Annotated in this window: 17 protein-coding genes and 1 other RNA gene; 12 read left to right on the top strand and 6 right to left on the bottom strand. The window is 52.8% G+C overall.

Going from position 1 to position 21,088, the window contains the following annotated elements:
* Nucleotides 1-136 precede the first annotated feature (136 nt).
* The 6 genes from murA to dinG all read left to right on the top strand — a co-directional run bounded on the left by murA (nt 137) and on the right by dinG (nt 7,097).
* Nucleotides 137-1,387, top strand: coding sequence for a UDP-N-acetylglucosamine 1-carboxyvinyltransferase (gene murA / locus Q0X97_RS04715; RefSeq protein ID WP_302066358.1), 1,251 nt, complete (start codon nt 137-139; stop codon nt 1,385-1,387).
* A gap of 114 nt (nt 1,388-1,501) precedes the next feature.
* Nucleotides 1,502-2,152 (top strand): uridine kinase, encoded by a 651-nt coding sequence (gene udk, locus Q0X97_RS04710; protein WP_302066359.1) that lies wholly within the window; start codon nt 1,502-1,504, stop codon nt 2,150-2,152.
* 141 nt (nt 2,153-2,293) lie between these two features.
* On the top strand, nt 2,294-3,022 hold the full coding sequence (truC, locus tag Q0X97_RS04705) for a tRNA pseudouridine(65) synthase TruC (protein WP_302066360.1): 729 nt from the start codon (nt 2,294-2,296) through the stop codon (nt 3,020-3,022).
* A 163-nt stretch (nt 3,023-3,185) separates the two neighbouring features.
* The gene (locus tag Q0X97_RS04700; RefSeq protein WP_302066361.1) at nt 3,186-4,073 is read left to right on the top strand and encodes a DegV family protein; all 888 of its coding nucleotides are present in this window, start codon (nt 3,186-3,188) and stop codon (nt 4,071-4,073) included.
* A 230-nt stretch (nt 4,074-4,303) separates the two neighbouring features.
* Entirely contained in the window at nt 4,304-4,783 is a 480-nt protein-coding gene (locus Q0X97_RS04695) for a hypothetical protein (protein ID WP_302066362.1), read from the top strand.
* 184 nt (nt 4,784-4,967) lie between these two features.
* Nucleotides 4,968-7,097 (top strand): ATP-dependent DNA helicase DinG, encoded by a 2,130-nt coding sequence (gene dinG, locus Q0X97_RS04690; RefSeq protein WP_302066363.1) that lies wholly within the window; start codon nt 4,968-4,970, stop codon nt 7,095-7,097.
* A gap of 87 nt (nt 7,098-7,184) precedes the next feature.
* Here the strand turns inward: dinG and prfB are convergent.
* From prfB to Q0X97_RS04675, 3 genes are all read right to left on the bottom strand, one after another.
* Nucleotides 7,185-8,289, bottom strand: a protein-coding gene (prfB, locus tag Q0X97_RS04685) for a peptide chain release factor 2 (RefSeq protein ID WP_302066397.1) whose coding sequence is annotated in 2 segments (ribosomal slippage) — nt 7,185-8,207 and nt 8,209-8,289 — 1,104 coding nt in all. Because the reading frame shifts where the segments join, the coding sequence is not laid out codon by codon here.
* Between the two features lie 113 nt (nt 8,290-8,402).
* The gene (locus tag Q0X97_RS04680; protein WP_302066364.1) at nt 8,403-9,134 is read right to left on the bottom strand and encodes a TIGR00730 family Rossman fold protein; all 732 of its coding nucleotides are present in this window, start codon (nt 9,132-9,134) and stop codon (nt 8,403-8,405) included.
* 142 nt (nt 9,135-9,276) lie between these two features.
* Nucleotides 9,277-10,452: a phosphoglycerate kinase gene (locus Q0X97_RS04675; RefSeq protein ID WP_302066365.1), complete on the bottom strand. Its 1,176-nt coding sequence runs from the start codon at nt 10,450-10,452 to the stop codon at nt 9,277-9,279.
* A gap of 166 nt (nt 10,453-10,618) precedes the next feature.
* Between Q0X97_RS04675 and Q0X97_RS04670 the strand changes: the two genes are divergently transcribed.
* The 4 genes from Q0X97_RS04670 to rnpB all read left to right on the top strand — a co-directional run bounded on the left by Q0X97_RS04670 (nt 10,619) and on the right by rnpB (nt 13,175).
* The gene (locus Q0X97_RS04670; protein ID WP_302066398.1) at nt 10,619-11,089 is read left to right on the top strand and encodes a GNAT family N-acetyltransferase; all 471 of its coding nucleotides are present in this window, start codon (nt 10,619-10,621) and stop codon (nt 11,087-11,089) included.
* A 107-nt stretch (nt 11,090-11,196) separates the two neighbouring features.
* Nucleotides 11,197-11,706 carry a hypothetical protein gene (locus Q0X97_RS04665; protein ID WP_302066366.1) on the top strand — a complete coding sequence of 170 codons (510 nt, stop codon included), beginning with the start codon at nt 11,197-11,199 and terminating at the stop codon, nt 11,704-11,706.
* 115 nt (nt 11,707-11,821) lie between these two features.
* Nucleotides 11,822-12,688 (top strand): ribosome small subunit-dependent GTPase A, encoded by an 867-nt coding sequence (gene rsgA / locus Q0X97_RS04660; protein ID WP_302066367.1) that lies wholly within the window; start codon nt 11,822-11,824, stop codon nt 12,686-12,688.
* A gap of 126 nt (nt 12,689-12,814) precedes the next feature.
* An RNA gene (rnpB, locus tag Q0X97_RS04655) (RNase P RNA component class A) lies at nt 12,815-13,175 on the top strand.
* A 91-nt stretch (nt 13,176-13,266) separates the two neighbouring features.
* On the opposite strand, the gene Q0X97_RS04650 is transcribed toward rnpB, so the two are convergent.
* Together Q0X97_RS04650 and gap are read right to left on the bottom strand one after the other, a co-directional pair.
* Nucleotides 13,267-14,541, bottom strand: a complete 1,275-nt coding sequence (locus Q0X97_RS04650) for a M48 family metallopeptidase (RefSeq protein WP_302066368.1) — start codon at nt 14,539-14,541, stop codon at nt 13,267-13,269.
* 352 nt (nt 14,542-14,893) lie between these two features.
* Entirely contained in the window at nt 14,894-15,898 is a 1,005-nt protein-coding gene (gene gap / locus Q0X97_RS04645; protein ID WP_302066369.1) for a type I glyceraldehyde-3-phosphate dehydrogenase, read from the bottom strand.
* Nucleotides 15,899-16,415: 517 nt separating this feature from the next.
* Here gap and lpxC point away from each other — a divergent pair.
* The gene (gene lpxC / locus Q0X97_RS04640) at nt 16,416-17,333 is read left to right on the top strand and encodes a UDP-3-O-acyl-N-acetylglucosamine deacetylase (protein ID WP_302066370.1); all 918 of its coding nucleotides are present in this window, start codon (nt 16,416-16,418) and stop codon (nt 17,331-17,333) included.
* Between the two features lie 88 nt (nt 17,334-17,421).
* Here the strand turns inward: lpxC and ggt are convergent, their stop codons facing one another.
* On the bottom strand, nt 17,422-19,203 hold the full coding sequence (gene ggt / locus Q0X97_RS04635; protein WP_302066371.1) for a gamma-glutamyltransferase: 1,782 nt from the start codon (nt 19,201-19,203) through the stop codon (nt 17,422-17,424).
* A 418-nt stretch (nt 19,204-19,621) separates the two neighbouring features.
* On the opposite strand from ggt, the gene gnd reads away from it, so the two are divergent.
* Entirely contained in the window at nt 19,622-21,070 is a 1,449-nt protein-coding gene (gene gnd, locus Q0X97_RS04630) for a decarboxylating NADP(+)-dependent phosphogluconate dehydrogenase (protein WP_302066372.1), read from the top strand.
* The last annotated feature ends 18 nt before the right edge of the window (nt 21,071-21,088 follow it).

Genomic DNA, 21,088 nt, shown 5'->3' with positions numbered 1-21,088 from the left:
ACCGTTTATCCGGGCAAGTCTGCCGAACCGTTTAAAATCTTTTATAATTCTCTATTTACCGCTTTACAAAGCTATCGACACACCCGCACAGGCCGTCTGAAAAAACCTGTGCCGTCCAACTACCGAAAGAACGACTGTGGATAAACTCAAAATCTCCGCCAACGGCCCGTTAAACGGCGAAATCACCGTATCCGGCGCCAAAAACGCCGCCCTGCCGCTGATGTGCGCAGGCTTGCTTACCGCCGATACTCTGCGCCTGAAAAACGTACCCATGCTGCGCGACGTGAAAACCACCCAAAAACTGCTGCAAGGCATGGGCGCGCGCGTGCTGACCGACAATGTGCACGAATTTGAAATCAACGGCGGCACGGTCAACAACACCGTTGCCCCGTATGAATTGGTAAAAACCATGCGCGCTTCGATTCTGGTGCTCGGCCCCACGCTGGCGCGCTTCGGCGAAGCCCAAGTGAGTTTGCCCGGCGGCTGTGCCATCGGTTCGCGCCCCGTCGACCAACACTTGAAAGGCTTGGAAGCGATGGGTGCGGAAATCACCATCGAACACGGCTATGTGAAAGCCAAAGGCCGTCTGAAAGGCGCACGCGTGGTGATGGATGTGGTTACCGTGGGCGGCACCGAAAACCTGCTGATGGCCGCCACTTTGGCCGAAGGCACCACCGTATTGGAAAACTGTGCCATCGAGCCCGAAGTGGTGGATTTGGCCGAATGCTTGGTCAAAATGGGGGCAAAAATCAGCGGCATCGGCACACCGACCATGACCGTCGAAGGCGTGAAAGAATTGCACGGCTGCGAGCACAGCGTCGTGCCCGACCGCATTGAAGCCGGCACTTTCCTGTGCGCCGTCGCCATGACCGGCGGTAAAGTGGTATTGCGCAACGCCGCACCGAAAACCATGGAAGTGGTGTTGGATAAACTGGTGGAAGCCGGTGCCGTTATCGAAGCGGGCGACGACTGGATTTCCATCGATATGCAGCAACGCCCCAAAGCCGTGGATATCCGCACCATGCCGCACCCGGGTTTCCCTACCGACATGCAGGCGCAGTTTATGGTGATGAACGCCATCGCCGAAGGCACCGGCAAAGTGGTGGAAACCATTTTTGAAAACCGCTTCATGCACGTGCCCGAGTTGAACCGTATGGGCGCGAACATCACCGCCGAAGGCAATACCGCGATTGTGAAAGGCGTGGAAAGATTGTCCGGCGCCACCGTGATGGCCACCGACCTGCGCGCTTCCGCCAGCTTGGTAATGGCGGGCTTGGTGGCCGACGGCGAAACCATCGTCGAGCGCATCTACCACCTCGACCGCGGTTACGAGCATATCGAAACCAAACTCGGCAAAGTGGGCGCGAAAATCGAACGTATTTCGTAAAACCGCCGTTGCAAGCAACCATCAGGCCGTCTGAATATGATTTCAGACGGCCTCAATCATTCGGCTATAATGCCGTTATCCGGTTTATACAAACCATTACTGCAACCGAACGTTATGTTTAAAAAACCCATCATCATCGGCGTGGCCGGCGGTTCCGGTTCGGGCAAAACCACCGTTGCACGCGCATTGTTAGAGCAATTCAGCGGCTATCCGATTACCATTATCGAGCAAGATTACTACTACAACGATCAAGCCACCATGCCTTTTGAAGAAAGGCTGCGCCAGAATTACGACCACCCCGGCGCATTCGACAACGCCTTGCTTTACCGGCACCTGCAACTGCTGCTGCAACGCGAAGCGGTGGAACTGCCGCAATACGACTACAAAAGCTACACCCGCGCACCGCACACCAAACGGCAAGAGCCCGTCGACGTGATCATCGTCGAAGGCGTGTTGGCCTTGTACGACGAAAAAGTGCGCAGCCTGATGGACATCAAACTGTTTGTCGATACCGCCGCCGACCTGCGCTTCATCCGCCGTCTGTTACGCGATCAGGCCGAAAGAGGGCGTTCGGTAGAATCGGTTGTCAACCAATATATCGGACAGGTACGGCCGATGCACAACCAATTCGTCGAACCCACCAAACGCCACGCCGACATGATTATCCCAAGCGAACAACCGAATAACGTCGCCATAGACATTCTGGTCGCCAAAATCCGCTCGATTCTGGCACAGGAAAACGAAACCTCCGACAAGGCAAGCTGATACAGGCCGCCGCCCGCCAAACGGCACGGCCGTTACCGAACCGGAACCGTATCCGACAGCGGCAGGCCGTCTGAAAGCCTCCTTTTGTTTTCAGACGGCCTCCATACATACCGCGGCCGCATCATAAAAACACACATTACCATGCTCGAAATCATCTACCGCAACGCCTACTGCATCGCCGTCAACAAACCCGCCGGCATGCTGGTACACCGAAGCTGGCTCGACAGCCGTGAAACCCAATTCGTCATGCAGACCCTGCGCGACCAGATAGGCCGCCGCGTGTATCCCGTCCACCGGCTCGACCGCCCGACATCCGGCGTGCTGCTGTTCGCACTCGACAGCAAAAGCGCACACGCCCTCGCACAGCAGTTTGCCGCCCAAACCGTGCAGAAAACCTATTGGGCGGTGGTACGCGGTTATCTGAACGGGGCAGGGCGCATCGACTATCCGCTCAAAGAAGAAGCCGATAAAATCGCCGACCCGTTTGCCGACCCCGACAAACCCGCACAACCCGCCGTTACCGATTACCGCTGCCTCGCCCAAACCGAACAGCCGTTCCAATCCGCCGCCCGTTATCCCACTTCCCGCTATTCATGGGCGGAGCTGACACCGCATACCGGCCGCAAACACCAGCTCCGCCGCCACATGAAACACATTTTCCACCCGATCGTGGGCGACACCACCCACGGCGACACCGCCCAAAACCGCGCCGTCGCCGCCCATACCGGCACCACGCGGCTGATGCTGCACGCACGTTCGCTAACGTTCCGATGCCTCGAAAACCACTCGGCCATACGCTTGATTGCCGAAGCGGACGGGCAATGGCAGAGGTTGGCGGAAGCCTTCGGCTGGCAGCTCGAGGCCGTCTGAAAAAGGTTTCAGACGGCCTGATTTTTTCGGATGCCTTTGAATTAAAATGATTATGCCAACTCAATAATAATCATCAGGTTTAATGTCATAGACAAAAATAAAAATACCGCTTATCATAATTTTAAGCCGATTATTTGATGTTCTGCCCTGAAGGATTGTTAAAATGCCGCAGTCATATTCCTTTTATCGTTGCGCGGTTTTAGCCACATCCACAAGTGCTTTGGACAATGTGGTCGACCGCGACAGCCCCATCCATATCCTGCGCCCCACCGTCCATCTGGACGGACGCGAATATGCCGACTGGCTCGATTTGAAGCCGGAAGAATTTCACGAATGGCTGCTTTCCCATCCCGCCGAAGAAGCATCCACTTCGCCGCCGTCGCCGGAATCGTTGCGCAACACGTTCAATTACCTGAAAACGCAAGGCTATCACGAAGCAATCGTTACCACCGTCAGCGGCAAAGTAAGCCAAACCGCCGCGATTGTCCGAGAGATTGCCGAAGAAATGGTGCACGATCTGAAAATCTATGTCGTCGACACCGGCATGATCTGCATGCCCGAAGGCTTTTTCGCCTTTGAAGCCGTGCGCCTGCTCAAAGAGGGCAAAACGCCGGAAGAAGTGGTGGAATACCTTGAAAAGCTCAAGCCGCGCTGTCAGGTGCTGTTAGGCTTGCAGTCGTTGAAACAACTCACCCGCACCGGCACGCTGGAGCGGCTGGGGGCATCGTTCAACGATTGGCTGGGGTTGAAAAACATATTGCGTTTCTCACAAAGCGGCGTTTCGCGCGTTACCACCGTGCCGGACAGCGAAGATATGATCGATTCCCTCGTCGAAACCGTTGCCGACACCATTAAAGACATCAACCCTGCCGATTTGGTGATATGCGGCAGCTATTGCGGCCGCCGCGAACTGTATCAACAGTTTACCCAAAAGCTCCACCAGAAAACCGGCCTGCATTTGGAATGCGGCAAACCGGTTTCCCCCGCGGTAGGCGTGCATTTGGGCGAAAACGCCATCGGCGTGGGCATCGTGGAACGCTTGCCGGCATAAGCGTTCAATCTATGCCGGAACCGAAAGGCCGTCTTAAAACAAAGCGTTTCCAACGGTCGCACGGCAGTTTGCCGAAAAATAATATTCAACATTGCATGGGTAAAACCCTATCCGTTTCAAACATTCCGCCGTCCGAGCGGTTTTTCAGACGGCATCGACCGAGCCTGCACCGAACAACCGGAATAAAGCGAGTTGTTGCAGGTACCATCCGACACTTTAAGGGAGACAACATGAAAAAACACACCATCTTTCTGGCCGCCGCATTAGCCGCCGCTTCCGCTTCCGCAGCCGAAATCTACATCGCACACAGTATTCCGTATCAGGACGAAAGCCGCATCGACCGCCGCATCACTTCGGAATGCACCAAAATCGGCGAGTTTATGTCCGAATCGGTAGCCAAAAACGCCGCAAAACAGGGCATTACCGTTGTGCGCACGGCTGAAGATTTAAGCGGCCAACACACCTATGCCAAGATCGAAATCGATTCGGCCGTAAGTGCCGGCAGCGCCTATATCGGCCACTCGAAAAGCATTTCCCTCTACGCGGAACTGATCGAAAACGGCGAAGTGGTTCGCAAAACAACCCTGACGCGCCACTCGGGAGGCGGTTTTATGGGCGGCTTCAAAGGCTCGTGCGCCGTGTTGAACCGTACCGCCAATGTGTTGGGTAAAGACATCGCCAAATGGCTGGGCGGGCAAGAATCCCGATAAACCGACCCGCAATCAAACCCCAGGCCGTCTGAAAAAGTTGATTTTCAGACGGCCTTTCCGCATCCATGCAACCGGCCGTTGAAGAAAATGGCCGCAGCACGGTTTTCAAACATAATGATTCGGCTCGCCCGCCGCAATCGGTTAAAATACGCTTTTCCCTCCCAGCGCTTTTCAGACGGCCTCAATGCTCACCGATTTAGAAAAAAACGCCATCCGCGACCATTACCAAAACATCGGCAAAAACCTGCCCAACTTCCGCCCGCGCGCCGCGCAGCGGGAGATGATTGCAGCCATTGCCAACACCTTTTCGCGCACGCAAACCCGTGCCGAAGGCGAAGAAGCACCCAAACGCGAAGGCGAGAGCATAGTCGTGATCGAAGGGCCGACCGGCGTGGGCAAAAGTTTGGCTTATCTTTTGGCCGGCGGCATCATGGCGCAAACGCGCGGCAAGCGGCTGATCGTGAGCAGCGCCACCGTTGCCCTGCAAGAGCAGTTGGTTGACCGCGACTTGCCGTTTTTGGTGGAACAAAGCGGCTTGGAATTAACTTTCGCGCTTGCCAAAGGCCGCGGACGCTATCTCTGCCCCTACAAACTCTACCAGCTCACCCAAAGCAACGCCCAGCAAAACCTGCTCGGCTTCGAAGCCCCCGCCGTGTTGTGGGACAGCAAACCCAAGCCCGAAGAATTGAAGCTGCTGCGCGACATCGCCGACGAATTCGCCGCCCGCCGCTTCAACGGCGACCGCGACACTTGGCCGGAAAAAATCGACGACACCATCTGGATGAAGGTGAACAACGACAACTACGGCTGCCTCAAAGCCGCCTGCCCCAACCGCCCCGAATGCCCGTTTTACCTTGCCCGCGACACGCTGGAAAACGTCGATGTCGTTGTGGCCAACCACGACTTGCTGATGGTCGATATCAGCATGGGCGGCGGCGTGATTCTGCCCGCCCCCGAAAACAGCTTCTACTGCATCGACGAAGCGCACCACCTGCCCAAAAAAGCCCTGAGCCAGTTTGCCGCCGAGCATTCGTGGAACCAAGCGGTGTGGGCGTTGGAAAAACTGCCCGCCGTTATCGCCAAAATCGCTACCTTAACCGACAAAGCAGAGCTGGCGAACCTTGCCGACGAAGCCGCCGCCGCGCTGCTCGAAAGCCTGCACGAATGGCAGTTCCACTTATCCGAAGAGCCGGAATTGAGGCCGTCTGAAAACAACGAATCCGTATGGCTGTGGCAAGACGGCAAAATTCCCGAAGCGCTCGAATTAGCCGTATCCAACACCGCCATCGCCGCCCGCAGCCTCTACAAACACATCAACAGCCTCAACGACGCTTTGGCCGCCGCCCGCCGCGACAAAGACCAAAACAGCGCCCAAATCGACCGCCTGAGCACCGAATTCGGCGTATTCCGCGCCCGCATCGAACAAATCACCGCCACATGGGATTTGCTTTCCACCGTGCCTGCCGAAGGCGAAGAACCGCTGGCCAAATGGATAACCCGCCGCCTCGACGACAAAAACGACTACTTCTTCCACGCCAGCCCCATCAGCAGCGCATCGTATCTGGCCAACAACCTGTGGCGGCGCGCCGCCGGTGCCGTGCTTACCTCCGCCACCCTGCAATCGCTCGGCAGCTTCAACCTGATTCTGCGCCAAACCGGCCTGCAATGGTTGCCCGAAACCACCACGCTCGCCCTGCAAAGCCCGTTTGATTTCGACGCGCAAGGCGAATTGTATATCCCGCCCGTGCACGCCAGCCCCAAAGACCCCGCCGCGCACACCGCCGCCATCGTCGAATGGCTGCCCAAGCTGATTTCGCCCGCCGAAGCCATCGGTACGCTGGTGCTGTTTTCCTCGCGCAAACAAATGCAGGATGTCGCCCTGCGCCTGCCCGAAGACTACCTGCCGCTTTTGCTCGTGCAAGGCGAATTGCCCAAAGCCGTGCTGCTGCAAAAACACTACCAAGCCATTTCAGACGGCCGCGCCAGCATCATTTTCGGTTTGGATAGCTTCGCCGAAGGACTCGACCTGCCCGGCGAAGCCTGTGTGCAGGTAATCATCGCCAAACTGCCGTTCTCCATGCCCGACAACCCCATCGAAAAAACCCAAAACCGCTGGATCGAACAGCGCGGCGGCAATCCGTTTATCGAAATCACCGTGCCCGAAGCCAGCATCAAACTGGTGCAGGCCGTCGGGCGGCTGATCCGCACCGAGCAAGACTACGGTCGCGTAACCATACTCGACAACCGCGTCAAAACCCAAAACTACGGCCGCCAAATGCTCGCTTGCCTGCCGCCGTTCAAGCGGATAGGGTAGGGCGGCCGTATTACAACAGCCCAGACAAGCATACTAAGAGGCCGTCTGAAAACAAAGTTTTCAGACGGCCTCAAACTCACTGCCGGTTTAAACGCCCTGTTTCAGACTGGCTTCGATAAAGCCGTCCAAATCGCCGTCCATCACGGCTTTGATGTTGCCGACTTCGTAAGAAGTGCGCAAATCTTTGATACGTGATTGGTCGAACACATACGAGCGGATTTGGTGGCCCCAACCCACATCGGATTTGCTGTCTTCCAGCGATTGTTTTTCTTCGTTGCGTTTGCGCATTTCCAATTCAAACAGCTTGGCTTTCAGCATGTTCATCGCTTCGTCGCGGTTGCGGTGTTGCGAACGGTCGTTTTGGCATTGCACCACGATGCCGGTCGGGTTGTGGGTAATCCGCACGGCGGAATCGGTTTTGTTGATGTGCTGGCCGCCCGCACCGGAAGCGCGGTAGGTGTCGATGCGCAGGTCGGCGGGGTTGATTTCCACTTCGAAACTGTCGTCCACTTCGGGGTAAACGAATACCGAGCAGAATGAAGTGTGGCGTTTGTTGTTGGAATCGAACGGCGAGTAGCGAACCAAACGGTGGATGCCGGTTTCGGTACGCAAGAGGCCGTAGGCGTATTCGCCTTCGAGCTTGATGGTGGCGCGGTTGATGCCGGCGATGTCGCCTTCGTCTTCTTCCAGCACCTCCACTTTGAAGCCTTTGCGCTCGGCATAGCGCAGATACATGCGGTAGAGCATGCCCGCCCAGTCTTCCGCTTCGGTGCCGCCCGCGCCGGCGGTGATGTCGATAAAGCAGTTGTTCACGTCGGCCGGCTGGTTGAACATGCGTTTGAATTCCAGCTCGCCCATTTGTTTTTCAAGGTTGGCGATGTCTTCCCGCACGGCGGCAAAGCCGTCTTCGTCGTTTTCTTCCACCACCATTTCCAACAGCTCGCGGTTGTCGTCGATGCCGGCGGCGATGTTGTCGAGCGTGAGCACGATGCCTTCGAGCACTTTGCGCTCTTTGCCGATTTCTTGGGCTTTTTTAGGGTCGTTCCACAAATCGGGATCTTCGGAAAGGCCGACTACTTCTTCCAAACGGTCTTTTTTGCCGTCGTAGTCAAAGATACCCCCGAATGTCAGTGCTGCGTTCGGCAAGGTCGGCCAGCGCAGCATTCAATTGGTTGACTACTTCTGCTTCTATCATGGTTTTCTCTCTTTTAAATCTGAAGGTTAGAAATATTTTGTTTGCGGGTATTCTACTGGATTTCAATTCCGGCCGCCATGTGCGGCGACAGCCGTTTTCAGACGGCCTGTCTACAAACCCAATTCCCAAGTATTGTCTTGCGGCTCGCACAAACCGTCGGCGCGTTTTTCATAGTGGGCGAAAATATGCTCGATGATTTCGTCTTCATCATCAATCACTTTCATCAAATCCAAATCCTTTTCGGAAATCATGCCGTTACCGTGCAGTTGTTGGCGTATCCAGTCGAACAGCCCCTGCCAGAATGCTTTGCCTACCAGAATAATCGGGCGGCTGGGCGTTTTGCCGGTTTGCACCAGCGTGAGGCTTTCAAACAGTTCGTCGAGCGTACCGTAACCGCCGGGCATCACCACATAGGCAACGGCGTGCTTCACAAACATCACTTTACGCGGGAAAAAATGCTGGAATTTAATCGAAAGGTTTTGATAAGGGTTTGCCGTCTGCTCATGCGGCAACACGATATTCAAGCCCACGGCGGGGCTTCTGCCGGCAAACGCGCCTTTGTTGGCCGCTTCCATAATACCCGGCCCGCCACCCGAAATCACCGCAAAACCGGCATCGGAAAGTTTGCGCGACAGGCGTTCGGTAAACTGGTAATCAGGGCTGTCGGCCGGCGTGCGCGCGCTGCCGTAAATACTCACGGCGGGCTGGATGGCACGCAGCTCTTCTCCTGCCTCGACAAACTCGGAAATAATTTTCAGCACATGATACGATTCTTTCGCCTGAACTTCGCGGCGGACATTTTCGGGCAGAATCGGCACGGGCAGCTTGCGGTACAAATTCATAAACAGCGGATATTTTTGGTTTTAAATCCGACATTTTAACCGAATATGGCGAATATCCAAACCAAGCCGCGCATGCCGTTAAAAAGGCCGTCTGAAAGGTTTCAGACGGCCTCTGCTTGATTGTGATATTGATGCAGCACGCTTAAGCGCGTTTTTCCAAAACCGCCACGGCAGGCAGCTCTTTGCCTTCCAAAAATTCAAGGAACGCACCGCCGCCGGTGGAAATGTAACTGATTTGATCGGTGATGCCGAACTTGGCAATCGCCGCTAAAGTGTCGCCTCCGCCGGCAATCGAGAAGGCGCTGCTGTCGGCAATCGCTTTCGCCAGCACTTCTGTGCCGCCGGCGAATTGGTCGAACTCGAACACACCCACAGGGCCGTTCCACACCACCGTGCCGGCTTTTTTCAGTGCTTCGGCCAAGGCTGCGGCGGATTGCGGGCCGATGTCGAGAATCATGTCGTCTTCGGCCACGTCGTCGATATTCTTTACCGTTGCTTCGGCATCGGCGGCAAACGCTTTAGCCACCACTACGTCGGTCGGCAGCGGAACCACGCCGCCTTTGGCTGCCATTTTTTCCATGATTTTTTTCGATTCTTCCACCAAATCATGCTCGGCCAGCGATTTGCCGATGGATTTGCCCGCAGCCAGCAGGAAAGTGTTGGCGATGCCGCCGCCGACGATCAATTGGTCGACTTTGTCGGCCAAGCTCTCGAGAATGGTAAGTTTGGTCGATACTTTGCTGCCGGCCACAATCGCCGCCAAGGGGCGGGCGGGCTCCTTGAGGGCTTTGCCCAATGCGTCCAACTCGTTTGCCATCAACACGCCGGCGCATGCCACCGGTGCGGCTTGGGCCACGGCTTCGGTAGAGGCTTGGGCGCGGTGGGCGGTGCCGAATGCGTCGTTCACAAACACATCGCACAACGCGGCGTAAGCTTTGCCCAATTCCAAATCGTTTTTCTTTTCGCCTTTGTTGATGCGCACGTTTTGCAGCATGGCCACTTCGCCTGCCGCCAAAACGGGTTTGTTTTCGCGCCAGTCGTTCAACACTTTGACTTCTTTGCTCAACAATTTGCCCAAGTGGGCGGCAACCGGAGCCACGTCATCTTCCGGATTGAATTCGCCTTCGGTGGGACGGCCCAGATGCGACATCACAATCACCGATGCGCCGTTGTCCAAGCAGTATTGAATCGACGCGAGCGATGCACGGATACGGGTGTCGTCGCTGATGCTGCCGTCTTTAAACGGCACATTCATATCGGCACGGATTAAAACAGTTTTGCCTTGTACGTTTTGTTCGGTCAGTTTCAAAAATGCCATGTCGGTTTCCTTGTCTGAATAAAATAAAGCCAATCAGCCGCATTATGCGGGAAGCGGCAAAAGCGGTAAAGGCGCGAAACTTGAACGGTTGATTTGTGTCATGATTACAATAGATTACGCTAAACGTATAATCATGTTTTCAGACGGCCTCCCGAAGCACTCCGCCATGACCATCCATATCAAACCTCTAAACCAATGCCCCTACCATATCGACGCGCTCGCCCGTGCGCTTTACACCGAATGGCATGATTTCGCACCGTGGAGCGATATGCGAAAAATCCTCGACCGCTACCACCACGCCCTAACCGCCGCCGGCCCGCTGCCCAAAGTATGGATGGCCGAAAACGGCCGCGGCGCATTGCTCGGCTCGGCTTCGTTGAAAGAATACGATTTGCGGCATCACCCCGAAGAGCGCTACTGGCTGGGCGACGTGTTCGTGATGCCCGAACACCGCGGCTGCGGTGCCGGCGGCGCATTGGTAAAAACCTGTTTGCAGACGGCGCGGCTGTTGGAAATTGACAAACTCTATCTCTACACCCCCGACATGCAGCCGCTTTACGCCCGCTACGGCTGGCGGGAAACCGACAAACGCGAAGTGAACGGTGAAACGGTTTCGGTAATGGTGCTGGATTTATAAGCCTGCTTTCAAGGTTAAACTTTTAGAAACATACACCGCCACAAAAAATCAGTATAATGAACAAGCTACATCCGTTATAACCGAAATAACCCAAAGGAAAATACATTATGAACAAACGTTTTTCTGTATTACTGCTTACCAGTGCCGCCGCTCTTGCCTTGTCTGCCTGTGCCAACCACTCTGCGCCTTCCGCAAGCGGAAACGAAGCACATGCCCAAAGCCACTCAGCCGGCGGTGCCTGCCGCAGCATCGGCGAAGGCCGCAAAATCAACAACAAAGGCAAAAACGATGCCTACTTGTGTTCTGCACGCGCCGCTCTGAATTCAAGCGAAGCCAAGCAAGTGCTCAACCCCAACATCCACGTGAGCTACGGCAACGTAGGCGGCAAAACCCTCGTCTCGCGCCAAATAGCCAATGCCGTGAACAAAACCCCTGAAGAAACCTGCCAACGCGCTTTCCTAAGCGCGGTAAAACGCTTCCAATCTACTGCTCAGCGTTACAACAGCAAATCCGTGCACGTAGTCAGCTATTTCGACAAAAAAACCGTCGGTGGTGACCAATACGAATGCCATATCGGTACTTGGAACAGCCGTGTTGTGCTGAAAGGCAGTATTTAATTTCCGCTTAACCCGCAAGCAATATCGAGGCCGTCTGAAAACTTCCGTTTCAGACGGCCTTTTCGATATCAAATCTTGTAGAATAGGCTTTTCCCGCCACCAACCCTTTTCCCCTATGCCTGAAACCGCCCAAATCATCACCAGCTACGGCAGACGCTACATCGTGCGCACCGGCAGCGGCCGCATCTACGACACCACCACCCGTAAAAAACGCGTCGATTTCGCCTGCGGCGATTACGTACACATCACACCGATCAACAACGAACAGGCGGTTATCGAAGACTATCTGCCTCGCGAAAGCCTGCTCTACCGCCAAGACGCATGGAAAACCAAGCTGATCGCCGCCAACGTCGACCAGCTTTTAATCGTTACCGCCGCCGTGCCCGGCCCCAGCGAAACCTTCATCCAGCGCACCCTGCTTGCCGCCGAAGCCGCCGACATCCACGCCGTCATCGTGCTGAACAAAGCCGATCTGCCCGAAACCGCTGCATGGCATGAAAAACTGAAATTTTACGAAACACTCGGTTATCCCGTTTTGGAAGTAAGCGCGCTCGATAACGCCGAGCCGCTCAAACCGGTTTTGCAAGGCCATACCAATATTTTTCTGGGGCAGAGCGGCATGGGCAAATCCACCCTCACCAATGCCTTGCTCGGCAGCCAAACCGCCCGTGTCGGCGATATTTCCACCGCGCTCGATTCCGGCAAACACACCACCACCCACGCCCAGCTTTACGATTTAAACGAAGAAACTCAGTTAATCGATTCACCCGGCTTGCAGGAATTCGGCCTGTTCCATCTCGATGCCGCCCGATTGCTGCATTATTTCCCCGATTTACGCCATCTGGCGGGGCAATGCCGCTTCCACAACTGCACCCACCGCGCCGAACCGGGCTGCGCGGTCAAAAACGCAGCCGAAGCAGGCGAAGTGCGGCAGGACAGGGTGGCGTTTCTGCAAAAAATTACCGACGAGCTGCTGCGTTGATAATATTGCGTTCCATATAAGCCGAAGGCCGTCTGAAAAAGCTTTTCAGACGGCCTTCGATTATTTTCCGCCGTTGCCGCACCGTTCGGATACCGCCCGCATCCGTGCTATAATCTGCCGCGCATACAGGTCGGACAGACAGTCGCTGCGCATTGCATAAAGCGTGCGGGGAGGAAAGTCCGGGCTCCAAAGAGCAGAATGCCGGCTAACGGCCGGGCGCAGCAATGCGACGGAAAGTGGAACAGAAAGCAATACCGCCGATGGCTGCTTCAGCAGCACAGGTAAGGGTGAAAAGGTGCGGTAAGAGCGCACCGTGCACTTGGTAACAAGGCGCAGCAGGCTAAACCCCATTCGGAGCAAGACCAAACAGAACACCATGACGCTGCTCGCCGAGTGTTCGGGTAGGTTGCTGGAGTGCATCAGCAATGGTGTGCCTAGAGGAATGGCTGTCCGACGACAGAACCCGGCTTATCGTCCGGCCTGTATGCCCCGATATCAAGAGGCCGTCTGAAATAATCTTTCAGACGGCCTCTTATCTTTTCCACATCATCAACCGGTTGCAGCGTACGGCTTCCCCTTTACTGCACCTTGCCGCGGCTTTGGTTTTTTTCCAACGTCCTCAAAGCCGCCACCCGTTCCCTCGCGCCCGGATGGGAATCGTAAAAACGCGAATACCATTTATCCGACACCAAAGTAGCGGCATTACTGCGGTAAAGTTTAGTCAAAGCCGTAATCAAATCCTGCACTGATACGGTTTTTGCAGCAAAACGGTCGGCTTCAAACTCATTTCTACGCGACATCAAACTGCGCAAAGGCGAAAACGGAAAAGTAAACACCGGCAACACCAGCAAAAACAGTAGCAAAGCCATCGCATGGCTGGGATAGCCTACGCCCAAACCGCGGTAAAACGCCGCTTCGGGCATCAACTGACCCAATATGAACAGCACCACCAAAGCCAAAGCCAACATAACCAGCATCTGCTTGATAATATGCCTGCGTCTGAAATGGCCCAATTCATGCGCCAGCACCGCTTCCACTTCGTCCGGCTGCATATCTTGCAGCAACGTGTCGTAAAACACGATGCGCTTGTTGTCGCCCAAACCGGTGAAATAAGCATTGCCGTGGCCGGAACGTTTGCTGCCGTCCATCACAAAAATACCTTTGCTTTTGAACCCTGTGCGCTCCAACAGGCTTTCGATACGGGTTTTCAAACTGCCTTCGGGCATAGGCTCGAATTTATTGAAAACCGGCGCGATCCACTTCGGAAACGCCCACATCAGCAAAAACGAAAAAGCCAGCCACAATAGCCATATCCACATCCACCACAACGAACCGGTAATACCCATCAGATAAATCGCCGCATACAGCAGCGGCACGCCGATCACCGCCCCCAGCAGCAATGCTTTAATGTTATCGGCCATAAATGTAATCGTCGTGCTGCGGTTAAAACCGAAACGGGCTTCCAGTTTAAAGGTGGCATACCAATCAAACGGCAGCGAAAGCACGTTGTTCACCACCACAAACAAAGCAATCAGCAACACACCCTGCGTAATGGGGCCGTCTGAAAACTTCATACTCAATGCCGCCAGCAGATTCAAACCGCCGCCGAGGGTGAACACCAACAGCAAAAACGCATCGAACAAAATACGGTAACGCGATAATCTCTGCTTGGCCAAAGTATAATCTGCCGCTTTTTGATGTTCTTCCAGCGACACCGTATCGGCAAAATCGCGCGGCACTTCATGACGGTGTGCCAATACCGCACGGCTTTGTCGCACGGATAAATAAAGTTGCAAAACCGTCGAGAAAGTGAAGAAAAACAAAAATGACACGTAAACGGTATTTGTATTCATTTCAAATAAATTATCTTTAAAAACAATAACATTGTAGTTTAAACCACACAATTATAAACACATGGCCGTCTGAAACTGGCCTTTTATCAAGGTGGTGAGTATAATGGCAGACAGCAACTTTTCATAACTGTTTATCCTTTACGGAAAACAAATGAATTCCGGCCCTTGTTTTACAAGGGCTGTTTTTTTCGCCGATGGTTTTGAAAACGGTAAAAAATCCCTACAAATCAATTCGTCAGCCACCCGAAGCAGATTTTTATACGAACCCTGAAAAAAAGGCCGTCTGAAAAATATTTTTCAGACGGCCGCAGTTATATTGAGTTTTATTTTAAATTTGTGAAGCGTAAACCGGTTATTTGATCAGCTTGGCAAAGTATTCCAATACACGAACCAGCTGGCAGGTGTAAGACATTTCGTTGTCGTACCAAGCCACGGTTTTAACCAACTGTTTGTCGCCCACCGTCATCACTTTGGTTTGGGTAGCATCAAACATCGAACCCGCTTCCAAGCCGATAACGTCTGAAGACACAATCGGGTCTTCATTGTAAGCATAATAATCGCTCGCGGCTTTTTTCATTGCCGCATTCACTTCTTCAACCATAACCGGACGTTCCAAAACAGACACCAATTCGGTAAGCGAACCGGTGGCCACAGGCACGCGTTGTGCGGAGCCGTCCAATTTGCCTTTCAGCTCGGGAATCACCAAACCGATGGCTTTGGCCGCGCCTGTGGTGTTCGGCACGATGTTCAAAGCGGCGGCACGAGCGCGCCGGAAATCGTTTTTGCGGTGCGGCGCGTCCAAGGTGTTTTGGTCGCCGGTGTAGGCGTGGATAGTGGTCATCAAACCTTCGACGATACCGAACTCTTTTTGCAACACGTTGGCCATCGGTGCCAAGCAGTTGGTGGTACAGGAAGCGGCGGAAATCACGGTTTCGCTACCGTCCAGAATATGCTGGTTCACACCGTAAACCACAGTTTTCATATCGCCGCCCGGTGCGGAAATCACTACTTTTTTCGCGCCTGCTTTGATGTGTTTTTCAGCTTTTTCCTGCTTGGTGAAGAAACCGGTGCATTCCAGCACTACATCCACACCCAGCTCGCCCCACGGCAGATTTTCAGGATCAGGATCGGCAAATACTTTGATTTCCTTACCGTTCACCATGATCATATCGTCTTTCAACTCGGCTTTGCCTTGAAAACGGCCTTGGGTTGTGTCGTATTTAAACAGGTGCAGCAACATATCGGCAGGCGTTAAATCGTTTACTGCCACCACTTCAATGCCGTCGGTTTTGATAATTTGGCGCAAGGCCAGACGACCGATGCGGCCGAAACCATTAATCGCAACTTTGATGCTCATTTATCTGCTCCTTAGAAAACTTCGGTATAGAGGATTTATTTCAATACTTTATTTGTATCATGAAATAAAACTACTTACTAGCATTATTTTTATAAAACCACACAAAATCTGATTTAAATTAAGTAATCTTATCCGAGAGGCCGTCTGAAAATATTAATAATATGATTTTAAAATAAAAATGATGATTTAAATGAACACTGACCCGTTTTGTGGATAACTCGGTTTTTTATTTTTAAAATAACCGGATAAGCCTTGAATAAGCATAGGGATAAATCTGTTGCTGAAAAAGTGATAAATCGGGATAAAATTGAAATAAACTTTCATCGTGTAGATAAGTTTGCTTTATCCACGAAAAAATACCGGATAAAACCACATTCATCTATGTCGCAAGATACTGTACGTTTTAAGCCATCAATAAATAAATACTATTAAAAATACTATGTTATTGATTCTGTTTTACCGTATCATCAATCAATAATTGATACTGGCAAAACAAAAGTAAAAAAAGGATACCCCTATGCTGCAAAGAACATTGGCGAAATCCATCAATGTTACCGGAGTCGGCCTGCATTCCGGCGAACGTGTGGCACTCACCTTGCATCCCGCCCCTGAAAACAGCGGCATTTCTTTCCGCCGCACCGATTTGGAAGGTGTTCAGGGCGAAACCATCCAACTCAATCCTTATTTAATCAACGATACGCGCCTATCTTCCACCGTAGTTACCGAACACGGCGTGCGCGTCGGCACCATCGAGCACATCATGTCGGCTCTGGCCGCTTACGGTGTGGATAACACCTTAATCGAATTGAACGCGCCCGAAATCCCGATTATGGACGGCTCGAGCCTGCCGTTTATTTATCTGCTGCAAGACGCGGGCATTGTCGACCAAAAAGCACAAAAACGCTTTTTAAAGATTTTGAAGCCCGTAGAAGTGAAAGAAAGCGGCAAATGGGTGCGCTTTACCCCTTACGACGGCTTCAAAGTTACGCTGACCATCGAGTTCGACCATCCCGTATTCAACCGCAGCAGCCCAACATTTGAAATCGACTTCGCCGGCAAATCCTACATCGACGAAATCGCTCGCGCCCGCACCTTCGGTTTTATGCAGGAAGTGGAACTGATGCGCTCGCACAATCTCGGTTTGGGCGGCAACCTCAACAACGCCATCGTGATCGACGACACCGATGTGTTGAACCCCGAAGGTTTGCGTTATCCCGATGAATTCGTGCGCCATAAAATTTTGGATGCCATCGGCGACCTATATATCGTCGGCCACCCGATTATCGGTGCATTTGAAGGCTACAAATCCGGCCATGCCATCAACAATGCGCTGCTGCGTACTATTTTGGCAGACGAATCCTGCTACGAATGGGTAGAATTTCCGCATGATGAAGACTTGCCGGCCGCGTTCCACAGCTTGTCGAACGCCGCATAATATAAATTGAAAACCCATACGAAAGGCCGTCTGAAAAAGCATGTTTATGTTTTCAGACGGCCTCAATGTATCTGCGGTATTAAAACAATCAATCTCCCATCACTTTACCTTCGCGGCGCGGATCGGCACCGCCTTGCAAACCGTCGGCACGGATAACAATGCCTTGTATGCCCGAATTCAAATCACGCACCTGCACTTTATAGCCCAATCTTTCCAGAACGGAGGCTTTATCGGCGGCCGGCGTGTTCTGTTCCAGCTCATAAGTACCGGTTCGGTTAAGCATATTCGGTAAATCAATGGCTTGCTGGATATCCATGCCCCAATCAAGATGGGCGGTCAAGGTTTTGGCTACATAACCGATAATGCGGCTGCCGCCGGGCGAGCCTACTGCCAGATAAGGTTCGCCGTTTTTCAGCACAATAGTCGGTGCCATTGAAGAACGCGGGCGTTTGCCGCCGGCCACGCTGTTGGCTACCGGCTTGCCTTCTTCGTCAACGGGTTTGAACGAAAAATCGGTCAGCTCGTTGTTAAGCAGATAACCGTTGGCCATCAAAGTAGAACCGAAAGCGTTTTCGATCGATGTGGTCATGGAAACGACATTACCTTCTTTATCCACAATTACCAGATGGCTGGTAGACGGCAGCTCAATAGCTTTGCCTTTGGCTTGCGTGCGCGCAAAACCGCCGGGCATCACGTCTTTCAAGGCACCGTAATGGTCGGCAATCAACTCGGCGCGCAGTTTCAGATAAGCGGGATGCAGCATGGCACTTACCGGCACATCGGCAAATTCGGGGTCGGCGATGTAGTAATTACGGTCGGCAAAAGCCAGTCGGGAAGCATCGCCAAGCAAACGCCAGCTCATAATATTATCCGCACCCAAAGCCCGCATATTGAAATGCTGCAAAATCCCGAAAATCTGCCCTAACGCAATGCCGCCGGAACTCGGCGCACCCATACCGCAAATTTCATATTCGCGATAGGGCGTACAAACGGGGGCACGCTCGATTACCTGATAATTTTTGAAATCTTCAATGGAAATCCGACCGGGATTATCCGACATACCGATAACGGTTTTAACGATATTGAATGCGGGAATGCCTTTGTAAAACGGCCCGCTGCCTTGTTTGGCAAGCAATTTTACCGTGGCCGCAAATTCGGGATTTTTCAGCAACGTACCTTCCTCAAGCGGTTTGCCTTCGGGCATGAAATACGCGGCAGTGGCGGAATGACGTTGCAACTGCTCCCGATTTTGCTCGATGGAACGCGCCATCCGCGCCGATACGGGAAAACCTTTTTGAGCCAGCTCTATCGGCTTGTCAAACAAAGTGTGCCACGGCAATCTGCCGTAGCGTTTGTGGACATCTTCCAAAAGTTTCGGTACACCCGGCACGCCTACCGAACGGCCGCCGACCACCGCTTGTATAAATTCCAGCGGTTTGCCGTTTTTATCCAAAAAAAGCTCCGGTTCGGCGGCTTTCGGTGCGGTTTCCCGAGCATCGAACGTTGTCAGCTTTTTCTCCTTGTTATCCCAATACACCAAAAACGCACCGCCCCCCAAGCCCGAAGATTGCGGTTCGGTTAAGCTCAGCGTAGTTTGCATGGCAATCATGGCATCAATCGCACTGCCGCCGCGTTTTAAAATTTCATAACCGGCTTCGGTGGCAAGCGGGTTGGCCGATGCCGCCATAAATTCTTTGGCTTGCACCAATTTCTGCTCGGTAATCCCCGTGCCTTGTTCGGGCGCATGGTTTTCCACGGCCGCAGCCGCCGGAACTGCTTGGGGGCGATCCAAAGGCAGCGGGTTAGCCGAAGCGGTTTGCGCATAAGCGGCCAGTGTCAGCGTGGCCAACAAACTATATAAGGTTTTCATCTGCATCACTTTTCTCCCAACTGTCGGTTTCTTTGAAACAAATACACCATATTCGGTTTTTCAGACGGCCTTTAACCACACAGGCCGTCTGAAAGCTGTGCACAGCTCTTTTGTTTTCCACAAAACACCGTCTTATTTTAAATTTATCCACATTTATCATCAATAAACCGGGCACTTTTTCCCAAGTCTTTCAGACGGCCTATCTCATTTGAAATAAAAAGGAAAAACAACTTATCCACAAAAAAGCCCGCTTCTCTACATCAAAATCTTTTTATTATTTAAATATTATATTTTTACGGGCTTCGACCTCAGTTTCGCTTTCGGAAAAATTTTCCGGTAACAAATAGCCAAACATTGTTTATCCGGTTCTAATCGGTTAAAGTAAACGGCTGATACTTCACAAACAAAAGGAACCTCAATGAAAGGCGACATCGGTGTAATCGGTTTGGCGGTAATGGGCCAGAACCTGATTCTTAACATGAACGACAAAGGCTTTAAAGTCGTGGCCTTCAACCGCACTGTTTCCAAAGTAGACGACTTCCTCAACGGCGCAGCCAAAGGCGCCAATATTATCGGTGCTTATTCTTTGCAAGATTTGGTAGACAAACTGGAGAAACCGAGAAAAATCATGCTAATGGTGAGGGCCGGTGTCGTAGTAGACGAGTTTATCGACCAACTTGTTCCCTTATTGGATAAAGGCGACATCATTATCGATGGCGGCAATGCCAATTTTCCTGATTCCACCCGCCGTACCAAAGAGCTAGCCGAAAAAGGTATTCGTTTCGTCGGTGCAGGTGTTTCGGGCGGCGAAGAAGGTGCGCGCAACGGCCCTTCGATTATGCCCGGCGGCAATGAAGAAGCCTGGCCGCATGTGAAACCGATTTTGCAGGCGATTGCCGCCAAAACCCCGCAAGGCGAGCCGTGCTGCGATTGGGTCGGCCGCGACGGTGCCGGCCATTTTGTGAAAATGGTACACAACGGCATCGAATACGGCGATATGCAGCTCATTTGCGAAGCCTATCAGTTTATGAAAGACGGCTTGGGCCTGAGTTATCCGCAAATGCATGAAATTTTCAGCATTTGGAACCGTTCCGAGCTCGACAGCTACCTGATTCAGATTACCGCCGATATTCTCGGTTTCAAAGATGAAAACGGCGAGCCGTTGGTGGAAAAAATTCTCGATACCGCCGGTCAGAAAGGCACGGGTAAATGGACGGGCATTAACGCTCTGGATTTAGGCATTCCGCTGACACTGATTACCGAATCGGTGTTTGCCCGCTGCGTTTCTGCCTTTAAAGAACAACGCACCGAAGCCGGCAGATTGTTCAACAAAACCGTTAAACCGGTGGAAGGCGATAAAACTGAATGGGTGGAAGCCTTGCGCGAAGCCCTGCTTGCCTCAAAAATTATCTCTTATGCACAAGGGTTTATGCTGATTCGCGAGGCCAGCGAAGCCAACGATTGGGCATTAAATTACGGCAAAACCGCTTTGCTGTGGCGTGAAGGCTGCATCATCCGCAGCGCGTTTTTGGGCAATATCCGCGATGCTTACGAAACCAACCCCGATCTGGTTTTCTTGGGAGCGGATCCATATTTCAAAAACATTCTCGAAAACTGTTTGCCGGCATGGCGCAAAGTGGTGGTCAAAGCCATCGAATGCGGCATTCCCATGCCTTGCATGGCCTCGGCGGTTACTTTCTTAGACGGTTACACTTCCGAGCGCCTGCCCGCCAACCTGCTGCAAGCCCAGCGCGATTACTTCGGTGCGCACACTTATGAGCGTACCGACAAACCGCGCGGCGAATTTTTCCACACCAATTGGACGGGTAAGGGCGGTGATACGGCATCAACTACTTACCATATCTGATTGAATTCGATAGATATT

Source organism: Neisseria sp. MVDL19-042950, from assembly GCF_030504625.1.
Lineage (GTDB): Bacteria > Pseudomonadota > Gammaproteobacteria > Burkholderiales > Neisseriaceae > Neisseria.
This window is presented reverse-complemented; position numbering and strand designations above follow the sequence as displayed.